Here is a 20,728-nt window from a genome sequence, read left to right on the forward strand (position 1 = left end):
TTTCGAACCTGCCACGGCGGCGGCCGCTTCACCAGGAATATGTGCGCGCATCTTCCGCCGAGGCGTGCCAGTCTTGAACACGTGTTCTCCGACCGCACCGCAAAGCTCGTCCCGCCCCTCGTCGCCAAAGCAGCCGCGTGGAGCGTGTGCTTGATCCTCGTCGGCGTGGTCGTCTACTTCTTCGCCCTGATCATCGCCCGCCTCAGCTTCGTGGCCCTGCCCGTCGCCATCGCGCTCCTGCTGACGGCCCTGCTCTACCCGCTCACCCGGATCCTGCGGGCCAAGGCCGGCCTGCGTCCGATCTACGCCACCTGGGCCACCATGCTCGTCGCGCTGGCCATCATCGTCGGCACCGGCTGGCTGGTCGGCGCCCGCGCCAGCGAGGAACTGCCCCGCCTGTCCGCCCAGATCACCACCACCGTCACCGACGTGCGCGACTGGCTGATCACCGGGCCGCTGCACCTGCGCGAGGAGCAGCTCACCCAGTGGGCCGACCAGATAACCGACCTGGTCACCACCCAGTCACAGGCGCTGACGAGCACCGCCATCGCCGCAGGGCAGGTCGCCATCGAGGTGCTGGCCTCGATCGTGCTGCTGCTGTTCGTCACGTTCTTCCTGCTGAAGGACGGCGACCGCATCTGGGCGTGGTTCCTGCGCGCCTTCGGCTCGATGGCGCCGCGCGTCGACCGGGCGGGCAAGACCGCGTGGACCACCGTCTCCCACTACGTGCAGGGCACCGTGGCCGTCGCCGCCGTCCACGGCGTCGTCATGGGCATGGTCCTGTACTGGCTCGGCGTCCCGCTGTGGGCGGCGCTGGCCGTACTCATCTTCCTGGCCAGCTTCATCCCGATCGTCGGCATCTTCTTCGCCGGTACGGTCGCCACCCTCGTCACGCTCGGCTCCGTCGAGCCGTGGAAGGCGTTGCTGTTCGTCATCCTGCTCGTCGTCGAGCAGCAACTCGAGAACCACGTGCTGCAGCCGCTCATCGTGGGGCGGGCGCTCAACTTCCACCCGCTGGCCATCATCCTCGTCCTGGCCGTCGGCGGCGTGATGGGCGGCATCGCGGGCGCCGCGGTCGCGGTGCCGGTGGCGGCCGTCATCTACCGGGCCCTGCCGCAGCTGCGCCACGACCCTCCGATGCCGTTGCCCGCGGTGCCCCAGCCGTCCCCGCCTGCGGCCAAGGAGGAGCCCGCGCCGTAACACCGGGATCCGGACACGGTCAGCGAGCCGTCAACGAGCACCCGGGGACTCGACCCGGCTGCTAGTAACCTCTTGCGTGGACAACGCAACCATGACGACGAGGTGAACCCGTGCCCAGCACCGTGGAGGTCCTGATCCAGCGGCTCGACGAGGGTCTGCCGCTGCCCGCGTACGCGCATCCGGGCGACGCCGGCGCCGACCTCTACGCCACGGCGGACGTCGAGCTGATGCCCGGCGAGCGCGCGATGGTCGGCACCGGCGTGGCGATCGCGCTGCCCGACGGCTACGCCGCGTTCGTGCACCCGCGCTCCGGCCTGGCCGCCAAGCACGGCGTCACGCTCGTGAACGCACCGGGTACCGTCGACGCCGGATACCGTGGCGAGATCAGGGTCACCCTGATCAACACCGACACCAAGGAGCCGTTCCGCCTCCAGCGCGGCGACCGCGTCGCGCAACTGGTCGTCCAGCGGGTGGAGCGGGCGGCCTTCGCCGAGGTCGAGAGCCTGCCGGGATCCGCGCGCGGCGACGGCGGATTCGGCTCCACGGGGCGATAGGACTTCCGGCGGGGCTCGCCCGTCCGGACGAGAGGGAGTGAGAGACCGTGTTCCGACGCAAGCGTCGCGAGGAGCCCGAGGCCGCTGCCGGGGCCGCTGCCGGGGCCGACGCGCCCAGCCAGGCCCGCGACGGGGGCCCGTGGGACGCCGAGGAGGCGCATCCGGACAACGACCGGATCGACCTCGGCGGCCTGCGCGTGCCGAACCAGCCGGCCTTCGACATCCGCCTGGCCGCCGTCGGCGACCAGAACGTGAGTGTGGTCGCCCTCTACGAGGAGAGCACGCTGCAGGTCCAGGCGCTGGCCGCGCCCAAGTCCGCCGGGCTCTGGGACGAGGTCCGCACCAAGATCACCTCCAGCTCGCCGACGCTCGCGGCGCGACCGGGCCCCCTCGGCACCGAACTGGCCGGAGAGGTCGAGGTCGACGGCGAGCGGCGACCCATCCGCTACCTCGGCGTCGACGGCCCCCGCTGGTTGCTGCTGGCCATCGTCAGCGGCCGGGCCGCCCTCGACGATCAGGTGGCGCAGGAGTTCCTCGGCTTCGTCCGCGACGTCGTGGTCGTGCGCGGCGACGAGCCGATGGCCCGTGAGGAGCCCATCACGCTGCGGCGGCCCAACGAGAAGACCGTCGAGGACAAGCCGGAGCCGACCCTGGACCCGTTCAAGCGAGGACCTGAAATCAGCGAGATTCGCTGAGGCGTCTCATCGCATAAGCTGGGTCATCATGACGAGTACGGCAGAGCCCCACAAACGCGGGGGATTGCGCGGCTTCTTCAGCCGGCTGACCTCGCCGCAGTCCGAAATCGAGGCCCAGGAGCTTCGCGAGGACGCCGACCAGGCCGGCGCCACCCCGATCGCGCGGTGCGGCGGTCGCCGCCGCTTCTGCGTTGCCGGTACGCTACGCACTGTGACGTTGCGCCCGAGAGGCGGAGCGCCCGCGCTGGAGGCCGAGCTTTACGACGGGTCCGACGTGATCGACCTCGTCTGGCTCGGCCGCCGCCGCATCGCGGGCATCGAACCCGGCCGCATCGTCAAGGCCGAGGGCCTGGTCAGCATGCAGGACGGGCGCAAGGTGATGTTCAACCCACGATACGAACTGCGCCCAGGGAGCTGATCGAGTGAAGGCCGACGAGGCTGAGGAAGTGGCCTACGACACCGTCGAGGCGGCCGTACGCGCCCAGCTCGGCAAGGCGCTCGGCGGGGTGCGCGGCATGATCGAGGCGGCGGTCCCGACGATCGCCTTCACGGTCACCTGGATCACCACCGAGCAGCTGCGGCTGTCGCTCATCGTCAGCGTCTCACTGGCGGTGGCGCTGCTCGTCGTGCGGCTGGTGCAGCGCTCGACGCCCCAGTTCGTCATCAACAGCCTCATCGGCATCGCCATCGGCGCCTTCTTCGCCAGCCGGTCCGGCGACGCCAAGGCGTACTTCCTGCCGGGCATCCTGTGGAACGCCGGATACAGCCTGGTCATGCTGATGTCCATCGTGACGCGGTGGCCGGTGGTCGGGTTCCTCATCGGATCGGTCACGGGCGACCCTACGGCGTGGCGCCGGGATCCGGGCATCGTACGGCTGTGCACGCGGCTGACGTGGGTGCTCATGGTGCCGTGTGTGGTGCGGGTGGCGGTGCAGGCGCCCGTGTACGTCTACGGCGGGGACGAGGCGGTGGCGGCGCTCGGCATCGCCAAGATCCTCATGGGGTGGCCGCTGCAGGTCGCCGCCCTGGCCACCATGGTCTGGATGCTCGGCCGAGGCCGCACCCCGATCCGCCCTGCGGGTTCTTAGCGGTCTCTCCCGGTTGCCGGCGTAGAGCCGGTTTCTCTCGGTTGCTGGGGGTAAAACCGGCTTCTCCGTCACGGCCCAGCCCCCTTGCCCCCACCGCCGCACTTCGGCCGACGGCCTCCAGGGTCACGCTCCGCCCGCGCGGGACGGCGGGTGGGCGCGAGTCGGCCGGGCCGTGACGGATGGGGTGTCTGAAGGGTCAGTGGCCGGACAGAGGGGTCAGTGGCCGGACAGCAGGTGCGCCAGAGTGGGCTCCACCTCCTGGCTCGCGACGAAGAGGAGTTCGTCGCCCGCCTCCAGCGGGTCGTCGGCCGTCGGCACCAGAACGCGCCCCTCGCGCAGGATCGCCACCAGCGCCGAGTCCGTCGGCCACGGCACCGAACCCGCCCGCTGCCCCACCACCGGCGCGTCGTCGGCCAGCGTGAGCTCCACCAGGTTCGCCTGCCCCTGCCGGAACGTCATCAGCCGCACCAGGTCCCCGACGCTCACCGCCTCCTCGACCAGCGCCGACAGCAGGCGCGGAGTGGACACCGCCACGTCCACCCCCCACGACTCGTTGAACAGCCACTCGTTCGACGGGTGGTTGATCCGGGCCACCACACGTGGCACCCCGTACTCCGTCTTGGCCAGCAGCGACACCACCAGGTTCACCTTGTCGTCGCCGGAGGAGGCGACGACCACGTGGCAGTTGTTCAGCCCGGCCTCGTCCAGGGAGGAGATCTCGCACGCGTCGGCCAGCAGCCACTCCGCGTGCGGCACCGAGTCGATCTTTATGGCCTTGGGGTCGCTGTCGATGAGCAGGACCTCGTGCCCGTTCTCCAGGAGTTCGGCGGCGATCGAACGGCCGACGGCCCCGGCCCCGGCGATGGCGACGCGCATCAGTGGTCCTCTTCCGGCGCCACGGCGAGCACCTTGTTGATCCGGTCCATGTCGCTCTCCGCCGCGATGACGTGGAGGATGTCGCCCTCCTGCACCATCGTGTCGTGCTTGACGACCAGCGCCTCGCCCATCCGGTTGATGAAGGCGATGCGGGCGTGCGCCCGATCCTCCAGGTGGATGACGCGGGTGCCGATCCACGCCTGGTTGACGGTGACCTCGGCCAGGACGACGGTGCCCGTCGGGTCGCGCCAGAGCGGCTCGGCCCCCTCGGGCAGCACGCGGCGCAGGATCTGATCGGCCGTCCACCGTACGGTCGCCACGGTGGGGATGCCGAGCCGCTGGTAGATCTCGGCCCGCCGGGAGTCGTAGATGCGGGCGACCACGTTGTCGACGCCGAACGTCTCGCGGGCCACCCGCGCGGAGATGATGTTGGAGTTGTCCCCGCTGGAGACGGCCACGTATGCGGAGGCGGACTCGATCCCGGCCTCGGTGAGCACGTCGCGGTCGAAGCCGATGCCCGTCACACGGCGGCCGCGGAATCCGGCGCGCAGGCGACGGAACGCCTGGGGGTCCCGATCGATGATCGCGACCGAGTGGCCGTTGTCCTCAAGGATGTGCGCGATGGTGGAGCCCACGCGGCCGCATCCCATGATCACTATGTGCATACTCTCCGCCGTCCGCGGTTGGCAGTCTCAACACCAGTATGGCGTGATAAGGGAGCGCCGTAACTGGGGGAACGGCAGTGAGGGCTAGCATCTGTTCCCGTGGCGAAGGTAACAGATCTTCTCAAACGCCTCCTGGTGGGCAGAGCGCTGCGCAGTGGGCAACTGCACGAGCAGCTGCTGCCCAAGCGCATCGCGTTGCCGGTCTTCGCCAGTGACGCGCTGTCGTCCGTGGCGTACGCACCGCAGGAGATTCTGGTCATCCTGTCATTGGCGGGGGTGTCGTTCTACCACTACAGCCCGTGGGTCGCGGCGGCGGTCGTCGTCGTGATGCTCACGGTCGTGGCCTCCTACCGGCAGAACGTGCACGCCTACCCCAGCGGCGGCGGCGACTACGAGGTGGCCACGACCAACCTCGGCAAGAACGCGGGGCTGACCGTGGCCAGCGCGCTCATGGTCGACTATGTGCTCACGGTCGCGGTGTCGGTGGCCAACGGCGTCGACTACGTGGGCGCCACCGTCCCGTTCGTCGCCGAGCACAAGCCGACGGTCGCGATCGTCATCGTGATCCTGCTCGCCGTGGTCAACCTGCGGGGCATCAGGGAGTCCGGCGCCGCCTTCGCCATCCCCACCTACGCCTTCATGTTCGTGGTCGTCGGGATGGTCGCCTGGGGCGGCATCAAGCTGCTGATCATCGGCGACGAGATCCATGCGCCGACCGCCGATTACGAGATCGTGGCCGAACAGACGAACCTCACCTCGTTCGCGGCGGCCTTCCTCATCCTGCGCGCCTTCTCCTCCGGCTGCGCGGCCCTCACGGGCGTCGAGGCGATCAGCAACGGCGTGCCCGCCTTCCGCAAGCCGAAGAGCAGGAACGCGGCCACGACGCTGCTCATGATGGGCCTGGTCGCGATCACCATGTTCGGCGGCATCATCGCGCTCGGCCTGGTCTCCGGCGTGAAGGTGGCCGAGCACCCGGCCGTCGACATCCTCATCGACGGCAAACCGGCGGGCCAGGACTACTACCAGCAGCCGATCATCGCCCAGGTCGCCGACGCGGTGTTCGGCAGCGGCTCGGCGCTGTTCGTGATCATCGCGGTGGTGACGGCGCTCATCCTGTTCCTGGCCGCGAACACCGCCTTCAACGGCTTCCCGGTGCTCGGCTCGATCCTGGCGCAGGACCGTTACCTGCCGCGTCAGCTCCACACCCGGGGCGACCGGCTGGCCTTCTCCAACGGCATCGTCATCCTGGCCCTGGGCGCCTGCCTGCTGCTGTGGGGCTTCCAGGCCGACGTCAGCCGCCTGCTGAACCTGTACATCGTCGGCGTCTTCGTCTCCTTCACGCTCAGCCAGACCGGCATGGTGATCCACTGGACGCGGCACCTGAAGACCGAGACCGACCCCAGGGTCCGCCACCAGATGCACCGCTCCCGGGTGATCAACTTCTTCGGCGGGATCATGACCGGGCTCGTCCTGGTCGTGGTACTTCTGACGAAGTTCCTGGTCGGCGCCTGGATCGTGTGCATCGCGATGCCGATCCTGTTCCTGATGATGAAGGCGATCCGCCGCCACTACGACAACGTGGCGACCGAGCTGGAGATCGACGAGGACTACGACCCGTCGATGCTGCCCGCCCGCAACCACGCGATCGTGCTGGTCTCCAAGGTGCACAAGCCGACCATGCGCGCCCTGGCCTACGCCCGCGCCACGCGGCCGTCCACGCTGGAGGCCATCACCGTCGGCGTCGAGGGCGAGGAGGCCCGCCGCCTTCAGGAGGAGTGGGAGCGGCGGGGCATCCCGGTGCCGCTGAAGATGCTCGACTCGCCGTACCGGGAGATCACCCAGCCCATCCTCGACTACGTCAAGACGCTGCGGCGCCGCTCGCCGCGCGACGTCGTCACCGTCTTCATCCCCGAGTACGTCGTCGGGCACTGGTGGGAGCACCTGCTGCACAACCAGAGCGCGCTGCGGCTGAAGGCCAGGCTGCTGTTCAAGCCGGGTGTCATGGTGACGAGCGTGCCCTGGCAGCTGCACTCCTCCGACCGGTTGCAGGGCCGTCCGGAGCCGCTGGCCCCCGGCTCGGTGCGCCGTCCCTGGCACGCCGTCGACCAGGTCACTGATCGGGGCGAGCGCTGATCAGGGTGTGCAGGCGGGCGGTGTCGTAGGCGCTCCAGCCGCGCGGGGCGGCCACGGCGGCCCAGCCCTCGACGACGCCGGCGCCGTAGACGTGGCCGTGACCGGGCGGCACGTCCAGCCCGACCGACATGTCGCCCAGCACCTGCCAGAACGTCACCAGCGGGAACCAGTCCATCTCCGGGTTGAGATCGGGCCCGCGCGGCGCCGCCAGCCACTCCGGCCTGGCGTAGATCAGCCGGGGCGACCACCACACGACCGGGTCGGAGGCGTTCTGCAGGTAGACCACGCGCGGGTGGTTCCAGGTGGTGCCCGGCCTCGTCAGGTCCTCGGGGTACTGGCCGAACCGCACGGTGGCGCCGCGCTGGTAGACCGGGCGCCACACGGGGCTGCCGGGGTCGCGGCCGGAGGTGAGCGTGCGCCAGATCGGGTTGGCGTCCGGCGGGCCGACGAACAGCGCCCCGTCGGTCTGCCGCACCAGGTCGGGCAGGTCGTCGAAGGCGTTCTCCAACTGGAAACTGCCGAGGCTCTCGCCGGAGACCACGAGTTTGGGCCGCCGCCCCTGCGGAGCCCGCTCCCACCTGGCCCGCACCGCGTCGAACAGCGCCGCGCCCGCCCGCGCCGCCTTGCCCCTGTCGACCAGGAACGACAGCCAGCTCGGCAGGTAGGAGTACTGCATCGCGACCAGGGCGGTGTCGCCGTTGTACATGTACTCGAGGCTGTCGGAGATGTTCTCGTCGACCCAGCCGGTGCCGGTGGTGCCGAGCACCGCCAGCACCGCGCGGTCGAAGGCGCCGGTGCGCTCCAGTTCCCTGACCGCGAGCGCCGCCTGCTGCGCCGGTGAACCGGCCGAGTCGAGCCCGACGTACACGCGGATCGGCTGCCTGGCGAGGGCGCCGGAGAACGCCGACAGCCGCGCGACCGGCACGGCGGTGCCCGCGAACGTGCGCCCCTCCCGGCCCAGGGTGTCCCACGACACCAGCGAGCGCGGCCCTCCGGACACCTTGGGCGACGCCGGCCGCGCCACACCGGGGTCGGTGGTGCCGTTGGTCACGGAGGAGGCGTCGTTCATGACGTTGACGAATCCGGAGAACAGCACGTCGCTGGCGAGGACGCCGACCGCGCACGCCACGACGAGGACGCCGGTGACCTGGGCGACGATCACCGGGACGTACCTGTCGAGCCACCGCACCAGTGTGCGCCCGCCCAGCCGTACCAGCCTGGCCGCCATCAGCATCGCCGCGAACAGCAGCGCGCTGAGCCCGAGGATCGCGGGCGGGAACCAGGTGATGGCGGTGTCCATGCCCATGAGCTGCCGCAGGTCCTGCTGCCAGCCGAGGCTGTAGCCGAGCGCGAGCACCGTCAGCAGCGCGCACCCCGCCAGCATCACCCGCCACGCCGGCACCCGGCCGCGCTCGGGGAGCCGGTAGGGGATGAGCGCCCGGCCCAGCGCGCCCGCCGAGGCGCCGACGGCGTAGCCGATCGCGGCCGCGAGCGCGCCCATCAGCCCCTGCATCACCCACGGCCGGGGCAGCAGCGTCGGCGTCAGCGACGCGCAGAAGAACAACGCGGCCAGCAGCGTGCCGCCGAACCCGAGCCGCCGCCTCACCACACGCATGACCACCCAGCGTAGCCGTACGGGTGCGCGGAGGCGTCCCGTGGGCGAGGGCTTAGGCTGTGGTCCTGTGGAACAGGCAACTCTGGAGCTGACAGTCGGACCCGTCGCGCACGGCGGGTGGTGCGTGGCACGCCACGAGGGGCGGGTGGTGTTCGTCAGGCACGCGCTGCCCGGTGAGCGGGTGCGCGCCCGGGTGACGGAGGAGACGGCCAGGTTCCTGCGGGCCGACGCCGTCGAGATCCTCGACGCCTCGCCCGATCGGGTGCTCCCGCCGTGCCCGTACGCGGGCCCGGGACGCTGCGGCGGCTGCGACTGGCAGCACGCCACGCTGGAGGCCCAGCGCGGCCTCAAGGCCGATGTGGTGGCCGAGCAGTTGCGCCGCCTGGCGGGCATCGACCGCAAGATCGTGGTCGAGGAGGTGCCCGGCGCGCCGGACGGGCTCGGCTGGCGTACCAGGGTGCAGTTCGCCGCCACGCGCGAGGGGCGGCTGGGTTTCCGCCATCACCGCTCCCACGACATCGAGGTGGTCGACGCCTGCCTCATCGCCCATCCCGAGGTCGAGGCCGTCGGCGCCGAGGCGCGCAGCTGGAACGGGGCGGCGGGGGTGGAGGTCATCGCCTCCTCCGGCGGCGACCGGGCGGTCGTCATCGCGCCCCGGCCGCGCCGTACGGTGGCGGTGCCCGACCTCGACGCGCCCGCGTCGATCCTGGTCGACCAGGGCAAGGGGCGCACCGACGCCAGGTTCGGCTCGGGGGTGCTGCACGAGCGGGTCGAGGACCGCGAGTTCCGGGTGTCGGGCAGCGGGTTCTGGCAGGTGCATCCGGGGGCGGCCGAGACGCTGCTCGACGCGGTGCTCGCCTACGCGCAGCCGGAGCCCGGCGAGTGGGCGCTCGACCTGTACTGCGGCGCGGGCCTGTTCGCGGCCGCGCTGGCCGAGGCGGTGGGGCCGGAGGGCGCGGTGTTCGGGCTGGAGTGGGAGACGGCGGCGGTCCGCGACGCCCACGCGAACCTGCGCGACCTGCCGCAGGCCCGGGTGGAGCGGGGGCGGGTCGAGGAGGCCCTCGACCGTTTCCAGATCGAGCGTGCCGACCTGGTGGTGGTGGACCCGCCCCGGTCGGGGCTGGGGCGCGACGTGGTGGAGCGGGTGGCGGGGCTGGAGGCCGAGCGGGTGGTGTACGTCTCGTGCGACCCGGCGACGCTGGCGCGCGACCTGGCGTGGTTCGGGGAGCTGGGCTACCCCCTGACGGACCTGCGGGCCTTCGACTGCTTCCCGATGACGCATCACGTGGAGTGCGTGGCCCTGCTCCTCAGATCCTGATGTTTCCGGCCACGGCCAGCCCTCTTCCCCCCACCCGCCGCCCCGCGCGGGCGGCCTCCAGGGTCACGCTCCTCCTCCGGCCGCCTCTCGCCGTGACGACTCCGTCCTTGCCCGACTCAGTGAAAGACCCGTATGTCGCTCCGTTTCCACGAGATCGCCGAATCCCGGCACCGCATCCTCAACCCGTTCACCGACGACAAACTCGACACCCTCGGCGAGATCTGCCGCCCGGGCGCCGGAACCCGGGTCCTCGACCTGGCCTGCGGCAAGGGTGAGCTGCTCGCCCGCTGGTCCGCCCGCTACGGTGTGCAGGGCACCGGCGTCGACATCAGCGACGTCTTCCTCGACGCCGCGGCGGCCCGCGCCGCCGAACTCGGTGTTTCGGACCGGGTCGGCTTCGCCCGCGCGGACGCCGCCGAGTACGCGGAGGGGGCCGAGAAGGGTGCCTACGACGTCGTCTCCTGCATGGGCGCCACCTGGATCGGCGGCGGCCTGGCCGGAACCCTCGACCTCATGCGCCCGCTCCTGCGCGAGGGCGGCCTGATCCTGGTCGGCGAGGTCTTCTGGAACGCCGTCCCGACACCGGAGGCGGCCGAGGCCCTCCACGCCGACCCGGAGGCGTGCCCGTCCCTGGCCGACACGGCGGAGGCGATGGAGGCGGCGGGCTACGATCTGCTCGACATGGTCCTCGCCAACGCCGACAGCTGGGACCGCTACGTCGCCTCCCAGTGGTGGACCGTCAGCGACTGGCTGCGCGACAACCCCGGCGACCCGGACGCCCCCGGCCTGCGCGAGTTCCTGCGCAAGGGCCGCCGGGCCCATCTGGAGTTCGGCAGGCGGTACCTGGGGTGGGGCGTCTTCGTCCTGCGCCCCTCCCTGCCGTAGGGTTCGCGCTCAGGTGGTGGCGATGGTCACGCGGTCGGCCCGGCGGAAGGTGAAGGTGTAGCCGGGGAAGTGCAGGTCGTAGGCCTGTGACTGCAGTTCCACCTCGGCCGTGTGTCCGAGATGCCGGCCGTCCACCCGCAGGTGGGCGGCCGAGCGGGTGACGACGACCCGGACGGGCACGTCGGGCGGCCGGCGGATCTCGACGTGGCTGAGGTGGTCGGCGGTGAACGTCCTGGCCCCCTTGGGGTCGCCGAGTTCGATCGCCGACTCGGTCATGCCGCCGTCCACCGTGACGGTGTGGACGTCCAGCTCCGACAGGTCGGCCCGCAGGTCGTGGACGCCGCCCACGAGTTCGAGGCGCCAGCCGACCCGGGTGCTGAGATGGAAGGCCGCGGGCTCCGGCCGCCGCAGGATGCCCGTGTGCGGATAGTCGACGTCCACCCGGTCGGCGTTGAGGTGCAGAGTGGGTTTGCGGCGCTGCCCGATCTCGGCCTCCATGAGGCTGCGCAGCGAGTGCCTGCCGACGATCATGAATCGGTCGGCGCCGTGGGCGAAGGCCAGGGTGGCGATCCGGTCCGGGAGCTCCGGCATGGGGACCACGACCCGCTCAACTGACAACGTAGCCATATAAGTGATTTGCCCGATATATGGGGAAATCAACATAAATGTCGGGAAAGTTAGAGCCAGCCCATCTGCTGCGCCGTCCTGATCGCCTCGACCCGGTTGCCCGCGTTGAGCTTGGTCATCGCGTTGGACAGGTAATTGCGCACGGTGCCCTCGGTCAGGTGCAGATCCGAGGCGATCTTCGAGATCGAGGCCCCGTCCGCCGCCAGTCGCAGCGCGTCACGCTCCCGCTCCGACAGCGGGCTGTCGCCCGCCGCCATCGCCGCCGCCGCGAGTTCGGCGTCGAGGTAGCGCCCGCCCGCCATCACCTTGCGGATCGCCATCGCCAGTTCCTCGGCCGAGGCGTCCTTGCCCAGGAACCCGCTCACCCCGGCCGCCATCGCCCGCCGTAGGTAGCCCGGCCGCCCGAGGCTCGTCAGGATCACGATCCGGCACAGCGAGCTGATCCGGTCGGCGGCGCTCAGCCCGTCCATGCCGGGCATCTCGATGTCGAGCACGGCCACGTCCGGCCGGTGCTCCTGCACGGCGGGCAGCACCTCGTCGCCCCTGCCGACCTGGGCGACGACCTCGATCCCGTCCTCCAGGTCGAGCAGCGCGGCCAGTGCGCCCCGGATCAGGTGCTCGTCGTCGGCCAGCAGCACGCGGATGGTCACAGTGCCGCCCGCAGGACGTACCGGCCGCCCTCGGCCCCGGCGGTGAGCGTGCCGCCCGCCGCGCGCACCCGCTCCGACAGGCCGCGCAGCCCGGCGGGCGGGCCCGCCGCCATGGACACCCCGTCGTTGGACATCTCCAGCACCCCGTTCCTGATCGTGATCGCGCACCGCTGGGCGGCGCTGTGTTTGAGCACGTTGGTCGCGCCCTCGCGGACGACCGCCGCGAGCAGCGTCCGCGCCTCGGGCGCGAGCCCGTCGAGATCGGCGTCGATCGCGCACTGCACCTCCGCCGCCTCCAGCACCGCCTGTACGCTCGCGAGCACCTCGCCGAGATCGAGGGCCCGGTAGTCCTGTACGGTCGCCCGCACCTCGCGCAGCGACCGCCTGGCCAGATCGCGCACCTCGAACATCTCGCGCTCCGCCCGCCCGGGATCGGCGGCGAGCGCGGCGGCGGCCTGGCCGGTCCGGGAGGAGATGTCCACCAGGCTCTGCCCCAGCACGTCGTTGAGGTCGCGGGCGAAGCGCAGCCGCTCCTCCGACACCGCCAGCGCCGCCTTGGCCTCCTGCCCGTCGTGCGCCTCGACGGAGACTCGCCAGATGACGGCGTTCGCCAGCATCCCGCCCATGACGAACAGCGACAGCAGCAGGACGACGACCACGGCGGCCAGACCGCCCATGATGCCGTAGTAGACACAGCAGATCACGGTGATGGGCACGGCGAGCTTGAGATAGGTCGCCCGCCGCACGAAGGGCGCCAGCATCGCGACCCACACGGGGACCGGCCAGATCATCCCGAGAACGGCGTACACCAGCGCGAGGAGCCCGGCGACGACCAGCAGTACCGTCGGACGCGGGCCGTTGCGGATCGCGATGCGGAAGGGGCGGGTGGCAAGGGCGTAGAAGGCGACGAGTCCGGCCGCCGCGGCGGCGGCCAGGACGACGGGCACCTGGCCGAGGGTGTACAGGACGTAAAGCTGGAACAGGCCGATGAACACCGTCAGATTGACCATGTCGCCCGAGGCCATCATCAGCCAGCGGATCTTGGTGAGCCGGGTCATCTTCCTCATACGGGCACCTCCGCCCGCAGCAGGAACTCGTCCGAGCCCACGAACGTCGCGGAGAACGAGCCGCCCGCCGAGGTCAGCCGCTCGGCCAGCCCGCGCAGGCCGCTGCCGTCCCCCTGGGACCGGCGGGGCGTGCGCACGCCGTTGTTGCGCATCTCCAGGACCCCGCCGCCGACGGTGATGTCGCAGCGGCCGGCGGTGCTGTGCTTGAGCACGTTCGTCGCCCCCTCGCGGACGACCCAGGCCAGCAGGGTTCGCGTCGCCTCGGGCAGGTCGTCGGCGCTCACCTGGAACGTGCAGCGGGTTCCCGCCGCCTCCAGCACGGCGCGCACCCGGTCGAGCTCCAGTTGCAGGTCGAGCGCGCGATAGCCTTCCACGGCCGCCTCGACCTCGGTCAGCGCCGCCTCGGCCAGTTCGCGCACCTGCCCCATCTCGCCCGCCGCCCGCTCGCGATCCTTGGTGGCGAGCTTGGCCGACAGTTCGCTCTTCAACGCGATCACCGAGAGGCTGTGGCCGAGCAGGTCGTGCAGATCGCGGGCGAAACGCAGCCGCTCCTCCGCGACGGCCAGCCGGGCCTTGGCCTCCTTGCTCTCGTGCGCCTCCCTGATCACCCGCCACAGCCACAGCCACAACCACATGGCCAGGGGCACCACGACCACGTTGACGGCCTCGGTGAGCGCGGCGGAGATCAGGGACTGCCCGCTGATGAGCACACTCGCGGCGACGGTGAGGGCGAACACCAGGACGCCGAAGGCGACGGACACGCGCCACCGCACGTAGATCGCCAGCCCCGACAGCCAGACCGCGCCCACCACCTCCCACGTGGGCGTGGCCAGCCCCCGGGGGATCATCACCAACGTGCCGAGCGCCAGCAGGCCGGACAGGATGAGCAGCAGAGTGGGGCGGGGCCGGTCGTCGTAGGCGGCGCGCAGGATGGGGGGGATGAAGGCGACCACGCCCCAGACGCAGAGGGTGCCGAAGATCGCCTGCTGCGGGGAGAGCACCTTGGTGACGGCCAGGGCGACCATGGAGGACAAGGTGAGCACGCCGATGAGGACCATCATGGCGTCCATCCAGAACAGCAGCAGTTTTCTCGCCACTTCCGGCCGGGACGCCATCAACCCCCCTTGCACGCGAACAGATGTTCCTCCGACGTGCAGAATCTTATAGTTCATCCACGAGTGCGCCAGAGGATGCGGCACACGTCCGTGACCGGGGTGGCCCCCCGCATCGACAGCCAGGCCAGTTCGTTGCGCACCGCGAACGTGCTCAGCTTGCGGGCGTCCACCTCGTCCAGATCGGCGGGCGAGGTGAGTACGGACGTCACCGCGATCCGCCGCCACACCGCCGCCTCGTCGCGCAGCGCGAACACCCGGCCGACCTGCCGGTGCGCCGCGCGTACCGCCTCCGCCACGCGGTGCATCCGCCCCTCGCCCGCGCTGTGCGGCTCGATCGGGGCGAGCAGGTTGACCGTCGAGACCACCGCCCCCGCCTCATGGGTGAAGCGCAGCACCGCGAGATCGCGCTCGGACAGCCCGGCGGCGCCGACCGGCAGCGTGAGGCTGACGTGCAGCGGCCGCTCCCGCTGCAGCGCCCGGACCGCCCTGGCCCGCCGCAGCACCACGTCGAGGCTGAGGTCGTCGCGCGGCTCGAAGTCGACGAAGTCGGCGTCGAAGGCTCCCACCATCCGGCGGTAGGCCGCCGTCAGCCGCCGCGTCGAGGCGCAGGCGTCGGCCAGGTCGGTGCCGGTCGGTCCGCCGAAGGACAGCCCGGCGTCCGCGCCCTCGGCGCGCAGCCGCCCGATCCGGTTGGCCACCGGGTCGCCGCCCGGCTCGTGCCTGCCGCTCCAGCGCGGGGCGCAGCCGTCGCCGCCGGAGACCAGATGGCCGAGGACGTACCACCGCACCCCGGAGCGGGCCGCGTGTCCGGGCAGGTCGAAGGAGGGCGCGCGGGCGGTGTCGACGTACGACACGTACGCCGAAGGCCCGGCGGCGGTCTGCGGCGACGGCACGGACGCCGCGGGGGACGGCGACGGCCAGGGCGAGGGAGACCCGGCGGAGGACGGCCCTGAGGAGGAAGGCAGGGTGGAGGCAGACCCGGTGGAGGGCACGGCGGGCACGGGCGACGGGCTGAGACTCGCCCGTGGCCGCCTGACGTCCGCACTGGCGGAGGTCCTGGGCGTCGCCGGGGCCAGGACCGTCCGCGAGGGCAGCAGCCACACCGCAAGACCGGTGGCCGTGACCAAGAGCAGCCCGAGGATCACGGCGATCGGCCGGGGCAGTCTCTCCCCGTCTCCACGCGTTCTCGGCATGCTTGACCCCCTGTCGCCGGGCAGCTACCGAAAGTGAAACTAGCAAGCCTTTACCCGGCGCGGAGGCGGTCTTCGGATAATGATCCCCATGAAATTGCGGATCTTCACAGAGCCTCAGCAAGGCAGCACCTACGACGAACTGCTGACCGTCGCGCAGGCCACCGAGCGGCTGGGGTTCGACGCCTTCTTCCGCTCCGACCACTACGTGCGGATCGGCGAGGGAGAGCACGGGCCCGGCTCCACCGATGCGTGGATCACGCTGGCCGGTCTCGCCCGCGAGACCTCGCGGATCCGGCTCGGCACCCTGGTCACGCCCGCCACCTTCCGCCTGCCGGGACCGCTGGCGATCAGCGTCGCCCAGGTCGACCAGATGAGCGGCGGCCGCGTCGAACTCGGTTTCGGCACCGGCTGGTTCGAGCGCGAGCACGACGCGTACGGCATCCCGTTCCCGTCCGTCGGCGAGCGCTTCGACCGGTTCGAGGAGCAGTTGGAGATCGTCACCGGGCTCTGGACAGCCGACGGCGCCTACACCCACGAGGGCGCCCACTACCGGCTCACCGACTCGCCCGCGCTGCCCAAGCCGGTCCAGCGCCCGCGCCCGCCGATCATCATCGGCGGGTTCGGCGCCAAGCGCACACCCCTGCTCGCGGCGAAGTACGCCGACGAGTACAACGTGCCGTTCGCCGGTCCCGCCGACACGGGGGCCCTGTTCGACCGGGTCCGCGCGGCGGCCGACCGGCCGCTCGTCTACTCGGCCGCCCAGGTCGTGTGCGTGGGCAGAGGCGAGGCCGAACTCGAACGCCGCGCCGCCGCCATCGGCCGCGACCTGGACGCGATGCGGCACGAGGGGCTCGCGGGCACCCCGCAGGAGGTCCTCGCCAAGCTGGGCGAGTTCGCCGAGATCGGCGCCGAGCGCGTCTACCTGCAGGTCCTCGACCTCGCCGACCTCGACCACCTGGAGCTCATCGCGGCGGAGATCCTTCCGCACGTGTGACGGGCGATACGCAACACTTGTCCGGTGTTGCTGACGATCTCCACCACCGCGAGGCCGGCCACCGACCTTGGCTTCCTGCTGCACAAACATCCCGACCGTGTGCAGGAGTTCGGCCAGTCCTTCGGCACCGCGACCGTGTTCTACCCAGAGGCGGGCGAGGACCGCTGCACCGCCGCGCTGCTGCTCGACGTCGACCCCGTCGCCCTCGTGCGCTCGCGCGGCAAGACCTCCGCCGACTTCAGCCTCTCCCAGTACGTCAACGACCGCCCCTACGCCGCCTCCTCGCTGATGGCGGTGGCCCTGGCCGACGTCTACCGGACGGCCAGGGGCGGACGCTGCAAGGCCCGGCCGGAGCTGCCCGGCCGCCCGCTGCCACTGGAGATCACGCTGGTCTGCCGGGGCGGCGCGGAACTGGCCGAAGGGGTCTTCTCGCCACTCGGCTGGGCGGTCGAGGCGCAGGCCGTGCCACTGGACGAGGGCTTCCCCGAGTGGGGCGACTCCCGCTACGTGCGGCTGACGCTGCGCGGGACCCTGCGTCTGGCCGACGCCCTGAACCAGCTGTACGTGCTGTTGCCCGTCCTCGACGACAACAAGCACTACTGGGTGGCGCCGGACGAGGTGGACAAGCTGGTGCGCGCCGGTGAGGGCTGGCTGCGCGAGCATCCGCTGCGCGGCGTGATCGCCCGCCGCTACCTCGGCCGCAGGTGGTCCCTGGCCCGTACGGCCCTGGCCCGCCTGGCCGAGCTGGGCGACGACACCGAGGAGCAGCTGGACTCCGCCGTCCCGCTGGAGGCCGACACCTCCGAGCAGGACGCGCAGGCGCCGGACCAGGACGCCACCGCGCGGGAACCGGAGCGGGCGACGCGAACCGAGACCGAGCCGGCGCCGGACGGGCCCGCCCAAGAAGGGGCCACCCAGGACGGGGCCGCACAGGATCCCGCCCGGCCGAAGCCGCTCAACCTGTTGCGCCGCGAGGCCGTTCTGGACACCCTCGACCGGCTCGGCGTCAACAGCGTCATCGACCTCGGCTGCGGCCAGGGCGACCTGGTCGGCGCGCTGCTGTCCAGACCCCGCCACACCCGCGTCGGCGGCTCGGACGTCTCGGCGTTCGCGCTCATGATCGCCGCCCGCAGGCTGCGCCTGGACCGCATGCCGGACTCCAAGCGCGCCCGGCTGGAGCTGTTCCAGGGCTCGCTCACCTACACGGACAAGCGGTTCGCCGGATACGACGCCGCCGTCCTCATGGAGGTGATCGAGCATGTGGACCCGCAGCGGCTCGGCGCCCTCGAACAGGTCGTGTTCGGCTCCGCGAAGCCCAGGTACGTCCTGGTCACCACCCCCAATGTCGAATACAACCCGCGCTATGAGTTCCTCACGGGGATGCGCCACCGCGACCACCGCTTCGAGTGGACGCGGGCGGAGTTCGCCGCCTGGTGCGACAGCGTCTGCGCCGCCTACGGGTACGGCGTGAGTTACGAACCGATCGGTGAGCAGGACCCGGAGCTGGGCGCACCGACGCAGATGGGAGTGTTCCACCGTGACTGACACACAGGACGTCGCCGAGGCGGCGAAGGACCGCGTCGCGCTCGGCGTGCCCGCGTTGTCGCTGGTGGTGCTGGTCGGCGTCTCGGGCAGCGGCAAGTCCACCTTCGCCGCCAGGCACTTCAAGCCCACGCAGGTGATCTCCTCCGACTACTGCAGGGGCCTGGTCTCCGACGACGAGAACGACCAGGCGGCGACCCCGGCGGCCTTCGACCTGCTGCACCACATCGTGGGCGTACGGCTGAGCCGGGGCCTGTTCACCGTGGTCGACGCCACGAACGTGCAGTACCCGGCCAGGCAGAGCCTGATCGAGCTGGCCAAGCGCCACGACGTGCTGGCCGACGCGATCGTCCTCGACGTGCCGGAGGACGTGGCGATCGAGCGGAACCGGAGCCGGCCCGAGCGCGACTTCGGCCCCGGCGTGGTGATCAGGCAGCGCAAGGACCTGCGGCGCTCGCTCGGCAAGATCAACCGAGACGGCTTCCGCCGCGTGCACGTGTTGCGCGGCGTGGAGGCCGTCGAGAACGCCGAGATCGTCCACGAGCGCTCGTGGAGCGACCTGCGCCACCTCACCGGCCCGTTCGACATCATCGGCGACGTGCACGGCTGCCGCGCGGAGCTGGAGTCGCTGCTGGCCGAGCTGGGCTGGCAGGGCCTCCACCACCCGGAGGGCAGGACGGCGGTGTTCGTCGGCGACCTGGTCGACCGGGGCCCGGACACCCCCGGCGTGCTGCGCATCGTCATGGACATGGTCGAGGCGGGAACGGCCCTCTGCGTGGCCGGCAACCACGAGCAGAAGCTGGCCCGCGCGCTCAACGGCCGCAAGGTGCGCGTCGCCCACGGGCTCCAGGAGTCGCTCGACCAGCTCGCCGCCTGCGACGAGGAGTTCGTCAAGCGGGCGCACACGTTCATGGACGGCCTGCTCAGCCACTACGTGCTCGACGACGGCAAACTCGTCGTCGCCCACGCGGGCCTCAAGGAGGCATACCACGGCCGGGCCTCCGGGCGGGTGCGCGCCTTCGCCCTGTACGGCGACACGACCGGCGAGACCGACGAGTACGGCCTGCCGGTGCGCTACCCGTGGGCGGAGGAGTACCGGGGCCGGGCCATGGTCGTCTACGGCCACACGCCGACGACCACCCCGGAGTGGATCAACAACACCATCTGCCTCGACACCGGCGCCGTCTTCGGCGGGCGGCTGACCGCGCTGCGCTACCCGTCGCGCGAGCTGGTCTCCGTGCCCGCCGAGCAGACCTGGTACACCTCGGTCAAGCCGCTGGGCGGCGCCGGGCGCACGCCGAGCCGCCTCGACATCGGCGACGTGCAGGGCACCCGGCATATCGAGAACAGGTTCGGCCGCCCGGTCAAGATCCTGGACACCAACGCGGCCGGGGCGCTGGAGGTGATGAGCCGCTTCGCCGTCGATCCGCGCTGGCTCGTCTACCTGCCGCCGACGATGGCGCCGCCGGAGACGTCCGGGCGCGACGGCTACCTGGAGCACCCGGACGAGGCGTTCGCGGAGTTCGCCGCCGCCGGGGTGCGCCACGTGGTGTGCGAGGAGAAGCACATGGGCTCGCGGGCGGTCGCCGTACTCGCGCGCACGCCCGAGGTGGCGGCCGCGCGCTTCGGCGTCGACGACGGCCGCGCCGGCGAGGTCTTCACGCGGACCGGCCGCCGGTTCTTCGGCGACACCCGGCCGCTCGTGGACGGCCTGCGAGCCGCGTGCGAGCCCCTGTGGGAGGCGCTCGGCTCGGACTGGGTGGTCCTCGACGGCGAACTGCTGCCGTGGTCGGCGAAGGCGGTCGAGCTGATCAGGTCGCAGTACGCCTCGGTCGGCGCGGCCGCCCGGACCTCGCTGCCGCTGGCCACGGCGGCGCTGGAGGCGGCCGCCGCGCGCGGCGTCGAGGTGGGCGCGCTCCTTGAGCGCACCCGCCGCCGCCACGACAACGCGGCCCGCTTCCGGGACGCCTACGCGCGCTACTGCTGGCCGGTCGAGGGGCTGGACGGCGTACGGCTGGCGCCGTTCCAGATCCTCGCCCACGAGGGGCGCAACGCCGCGCTGGAGCCGCACGCCTGGCACCTGGAGACGCTGGGCGCGCTCGACTCGCCGATGATCCAGCAGACCCGGCACCGGTTCGTCGACCTCGACTCCGACGCCGAGCGGGACTCGGCCGTGGCCTGGTGGGAGGAGCTGACCGCGCAGGGCGGCGAGGGCATGGTGGTCAAGCCCGCCGTACCGGCGAGGGAGGGCCGGATGCAGCCGGGCGTGAAGGTGCGCGGCCGTGAGTACCTGCGCATCATCTACGGACCGGACTACACCGAGTCGCTGGACATCCTGCGCAGGCGCTTCCTCGGCAAGAAGCGCTCGCTGGCCCTGCGGGAGCACTGGCTCGGCCTGGAGGCGCTGTCGCGGCTGGCCGACGGCGAGCCCACCTGGCGGGTGCACGAGGCGGTCTTCGGCGTCCTCGCCCTGGAGACCGAACCCGTGGACCCGAGGCTGTAGCGCTCCGG

At 71.6% G+C, this 20,728-nt stretch carries 20 protein-coding genes; 12 read left to right on the plus strand and 8 right to left on the minus strand.

Going from position 1 to position 20,728, the window contains the following annotated elements; genetic code table 11:
- Nucleotides 1-81: 81 nt before the first annotated feature.
- The 5 genes from ABD120_RS01480 to ABD120_RS01500 all read left to right on the plus strand — a co-directional run bounded on the left by ABD120_RS01480 (nt 82) and on the right by ABD120_RS01500 (nt 3,537).
- Entirely contained in the window at nt 82-1,200 is a 1,119-nt protein-coding gene (locus tag ABD120_RS01480) for an AI-2E family transporter (protein ID WP_343947798.1), read from the plus strand.
- A gap of 110 nt (nt 1,201-1,310) precedes the next feature.
- Nucleotides 1,311-1,754 carry a dUTP diphosphatase gene (gene dut / locus ABD120_RS01485; protein WP_343947799.1) on the plus strand — a complete coding sequence of 148 codons (444 nt, stop codon included), beginning with the start codon at nt 1,311-1,313 and terminating at the stop codon, nt 1,752-1,754.
- Between the two features lie 47 nt (nt 1,755-1,801).
- Nucleotides 1,802-2,449, plus strand: a complete 648-nt coding sequence (locus tag ABD120_RS01490; RefSeq protein ID WP_343947800.1) for a DUF3710 domain-containing protein — start codon at nt 1,802-1,804, stop codon at nt 2,447-2,449.
- A 28-nt stretch (nt 2,450-2,477) separates the two neighbouring features.
- Nucleotides 2,478-2,867 (plus strand): OB-fold nucleic acid binding domain-containing protein, encoded by a 390-nt coding sequence (locus tag ABD120_RS01495; RefSeq protein ID WP_343947801.1) that lies wholly within the window; start codon nt 2,478-2,480, stop codon nt 2,865-2,867.
- A gap of 4 nt (nt 2,868-2,871) precedes the next feature.
- Nucleotides 2,872-3,537, plus strand: coding sequence for a DUF3159 domain-containing protein (locus ABD120_RS01500; protein ID WP_343947802.1), 666 nt, complete (start codon nt 2,872-2,874; stop codon nt 3,535-3,537).
- Nucleotides 3,538-3,753: 216 nt separating this feature from the next.
- Here ABD120_RS01500 and ABD120_RS01505 read toward each other — a convergent pair whose 3' ends face one another.
- Together ABD120_RS01505 and ABD120_RS01510 are read right to left on the minus strand one after the other, a co-directional pair.
- A complete protein-coding gene (locus tag ABD120_RS01505; RefSeq protein ID WP_343947803.1) occupies nt 3,754-4,413 on the minus strand; it encodes a potassium channel family protein in 660 nt (219 codons plus the stop codon).
- Nucleotides 4,413-5,078 carry a potassium channel family protein gene (locus ABD120_RS01510; protein WP_343947804.1) on the minus strand — a complete coding sequence of 222 codons (666 nt, stop codon included), beginning with the start codon at nt 5,076-5,078 and terminating at the stop codon, nt 4,413-4,415. The genes ABD120_RS01505 and ABD120_RS01510 overlap by 1 nt, the downstream gene beginning before the upstream one ends.
- A gap of 99 nt (nt 5,079-5,177) precedes the next feature.
- Between ABD120_RS01510 and ABD120_RS01515 the strand changes: the two genes are divergently transcribed.
- Entirely contained in the window at nt 5,178-7,211 is a 2,034-nt protein-coding gene (locus tag ABD120_RS01515; protein ID WP_343947805.1) for an APC family permease, read from the plus strand.
- Here the strand turns inward: ABD120_RS01515 and ABD120_RS01520 are convergent.
- Nucleotides 7,189-8,826 (minus strand): alpha/beta hydrolase, encoded by a 1,638-nt coding sequence (locus tag ABD120_RS01520; protein WP_343947806.1) that lies wholly within the window; start codon nt 8,824-8,826, stop codon nt 7,189-7,191. The genes ABD120_RS01515 and ABD120_RS01520 overlap by 23 nt on opposite strands.
- 67 nt (nt 8,827-8,893) lie before the next feature.
- Here ABD120_RS01520 and ABD120_RS01525 point away from each other — a divergent pair, with 67 nt between their 5' ends.
- Both ABD120_RS01525 and ABD120_RS01530 read left to right on the plus strand, forming a co-directional pair.
- Nucleotides 8,894-10,144, plus strand: a complete 1,251-nt coding sequence (locus tag ABD120_RS01525; protein WP_343947807.1) for a class I SAM-dependent RNA methyltransferase — start codon at nt 8,894-8,896, stop codon at nt 10,142-10,144.
- A gap of 132 nt (nt 10,145-10,276) precedes the next feature.
- The gene (locus ABD120_RS01530; protein ID WP_343947808.1) at nt 10,277-11,029 is read left to right on the plus strand and encodes an SAM-dependent methyltransferase; all 753 of its coding nucleotides are present in this window, start codon (nt 10,277-10,279) and stop codon (nt 11,027-11,029) included.
- 9 nt (nt 11,030-11,038) lie between these two features.
- Here the strand turns inward: ABD120_RS01530 and ABD120_RS01535 are convergent, their stop codons facing one another.
- The 5 genes from ABD120_RS01535 to ABD120_RS01555 form a co-directional block, all read right to left on the minus strand.
- On the minus strand, nt 11,039-11,620 hold the full coding sequence (locus tag ABD120_RS01535) for a hypothetical protein (protein WP_343947809.1): 582 nt from the start codon (nt 11,618-11,620) through the stop codon (nt 11,039-11,041).
- An 86-nt stretch (nt 11,621-11,706) separates the two neighbouring features.
- Entirely contained in the window at nt 11,707-12,306 is a 600-nt protein-coding gene (locus ABD120_RS01540; protein WP_343947810.1) for a response regulator, read from the minus strand.
- The gene (locus ABD120_RS01545; RefSeq protein WP_343947811.1) at nt 12,303-13,373 is read right to left on the minus strand and encodes a sensor histidine kinase; all 1,071 of its coding nucleotides are present in this window, start codon (nt 13,371-13,373) and stop codon (nt 12,303-12,305) included. Before ABD120_RS01545 ends, ABD120_RS01540 begins: the two co-directional genes overlap by 4 nt.
- Nucleotides 13,370-14,488, minus strand: a complete 1,119-nt coding sequence (locus ABD120_RS01550) for a sensor histidine kinase (protein ID WP_343947812.1) — start codon at nt 14,486-14,488, stop codon at nt 13,370-13,372. Before ABD120_RS01550 ends, ABD120_RS01545 begins: the two co-directional genes overlap by 4 nt.
- A gap of 53 nt (nt 14,489-14,541) precedes the next feature.
- Complete coding sequence (locus tag ABD120_RS01555; protein WP_343947813.1) at nt 14,542-15,342, minus strand: glycoside hydrolase family 18 protein; 801 nt, start codon at nt 15,340-15,342, stop codon at nt 14,542-14,544.
- Here ABD120_RS01555 and ABD120_RS01560 point away from each other — a divergent pair.
- The 4 genes from ABD120_RS01560 to ABD120_RS01575 are packed head-to-tail and all read left to right on the plus strand — an operon-like array spanning nt 15,326 to nt 20,720.
- Nucleotides 15,326-15,718, plus strand: a complete 393-nt coding sequence (locus ABD120_RS01560) for a hypothetical protein (RefSeq protein WP_343947814.1) — start codon at nt 15,326-15,328, stop codon at nt 15,716-15,718. The two genes, ABD120_RS01555 and ABD120_RS01560, sit on opposite strands and share 17 nt — an antisense overlap.
- 51 nt (nt 15,719-15,769) lie before the next feature.
- Complete coding sequence (locus tag ABD120_RS01565) at nt 15,770-16,675, plus strand: LLM class F420-dependent oxidoreductase (protein WP_343947815.1); 906 nt, start codon at nt 15,770-15,772, stop codon at nt 16,673-16,675.
- A gap of 24 nt (nt 16,676-16,699) precedes the next feature.
- Nucleotides 16,700-18,220 carry a 3' terminal RNA ribose 2'-O-methyltransferase Hen1 gene (locus ABD120_RS01570; protein WP_343947816.1) on the plus strand — a complete coding sequence of 507 codons (1,521 nt, stop codon included), beginning with the start codon at nt 16,700-16,702 and terminating at the stop codon, nt 18,218-18,220.
- Nucleotides 18,213-20,720, plus strand: coding sequence for a polynucleotide kinase-phosphatase (locus tag ABD120_RS01575; protein WP_343947817.1), 2,508 nt, complete (start codon nt 18,213-18,215; stop codon nt 20,718-20,720). Before ABD120_RS01570 ends, ABD120_RS01575 begins: the two co-directional genes overlap by 8 nt.
- Nucleotides 20,721-20,728 lie beyond the last annotated feature (8 nt).

Origin of the sequence: Nonomuraea longicatena (genome assembly GCF_039525605.1) — a bacterium.
GTDB lineage: Bacteria > Actinomycetota > Actinomycetes > Streptosporangiales > Streptosporangiaceae > Nonomuraea > Nonomuraea longicatena.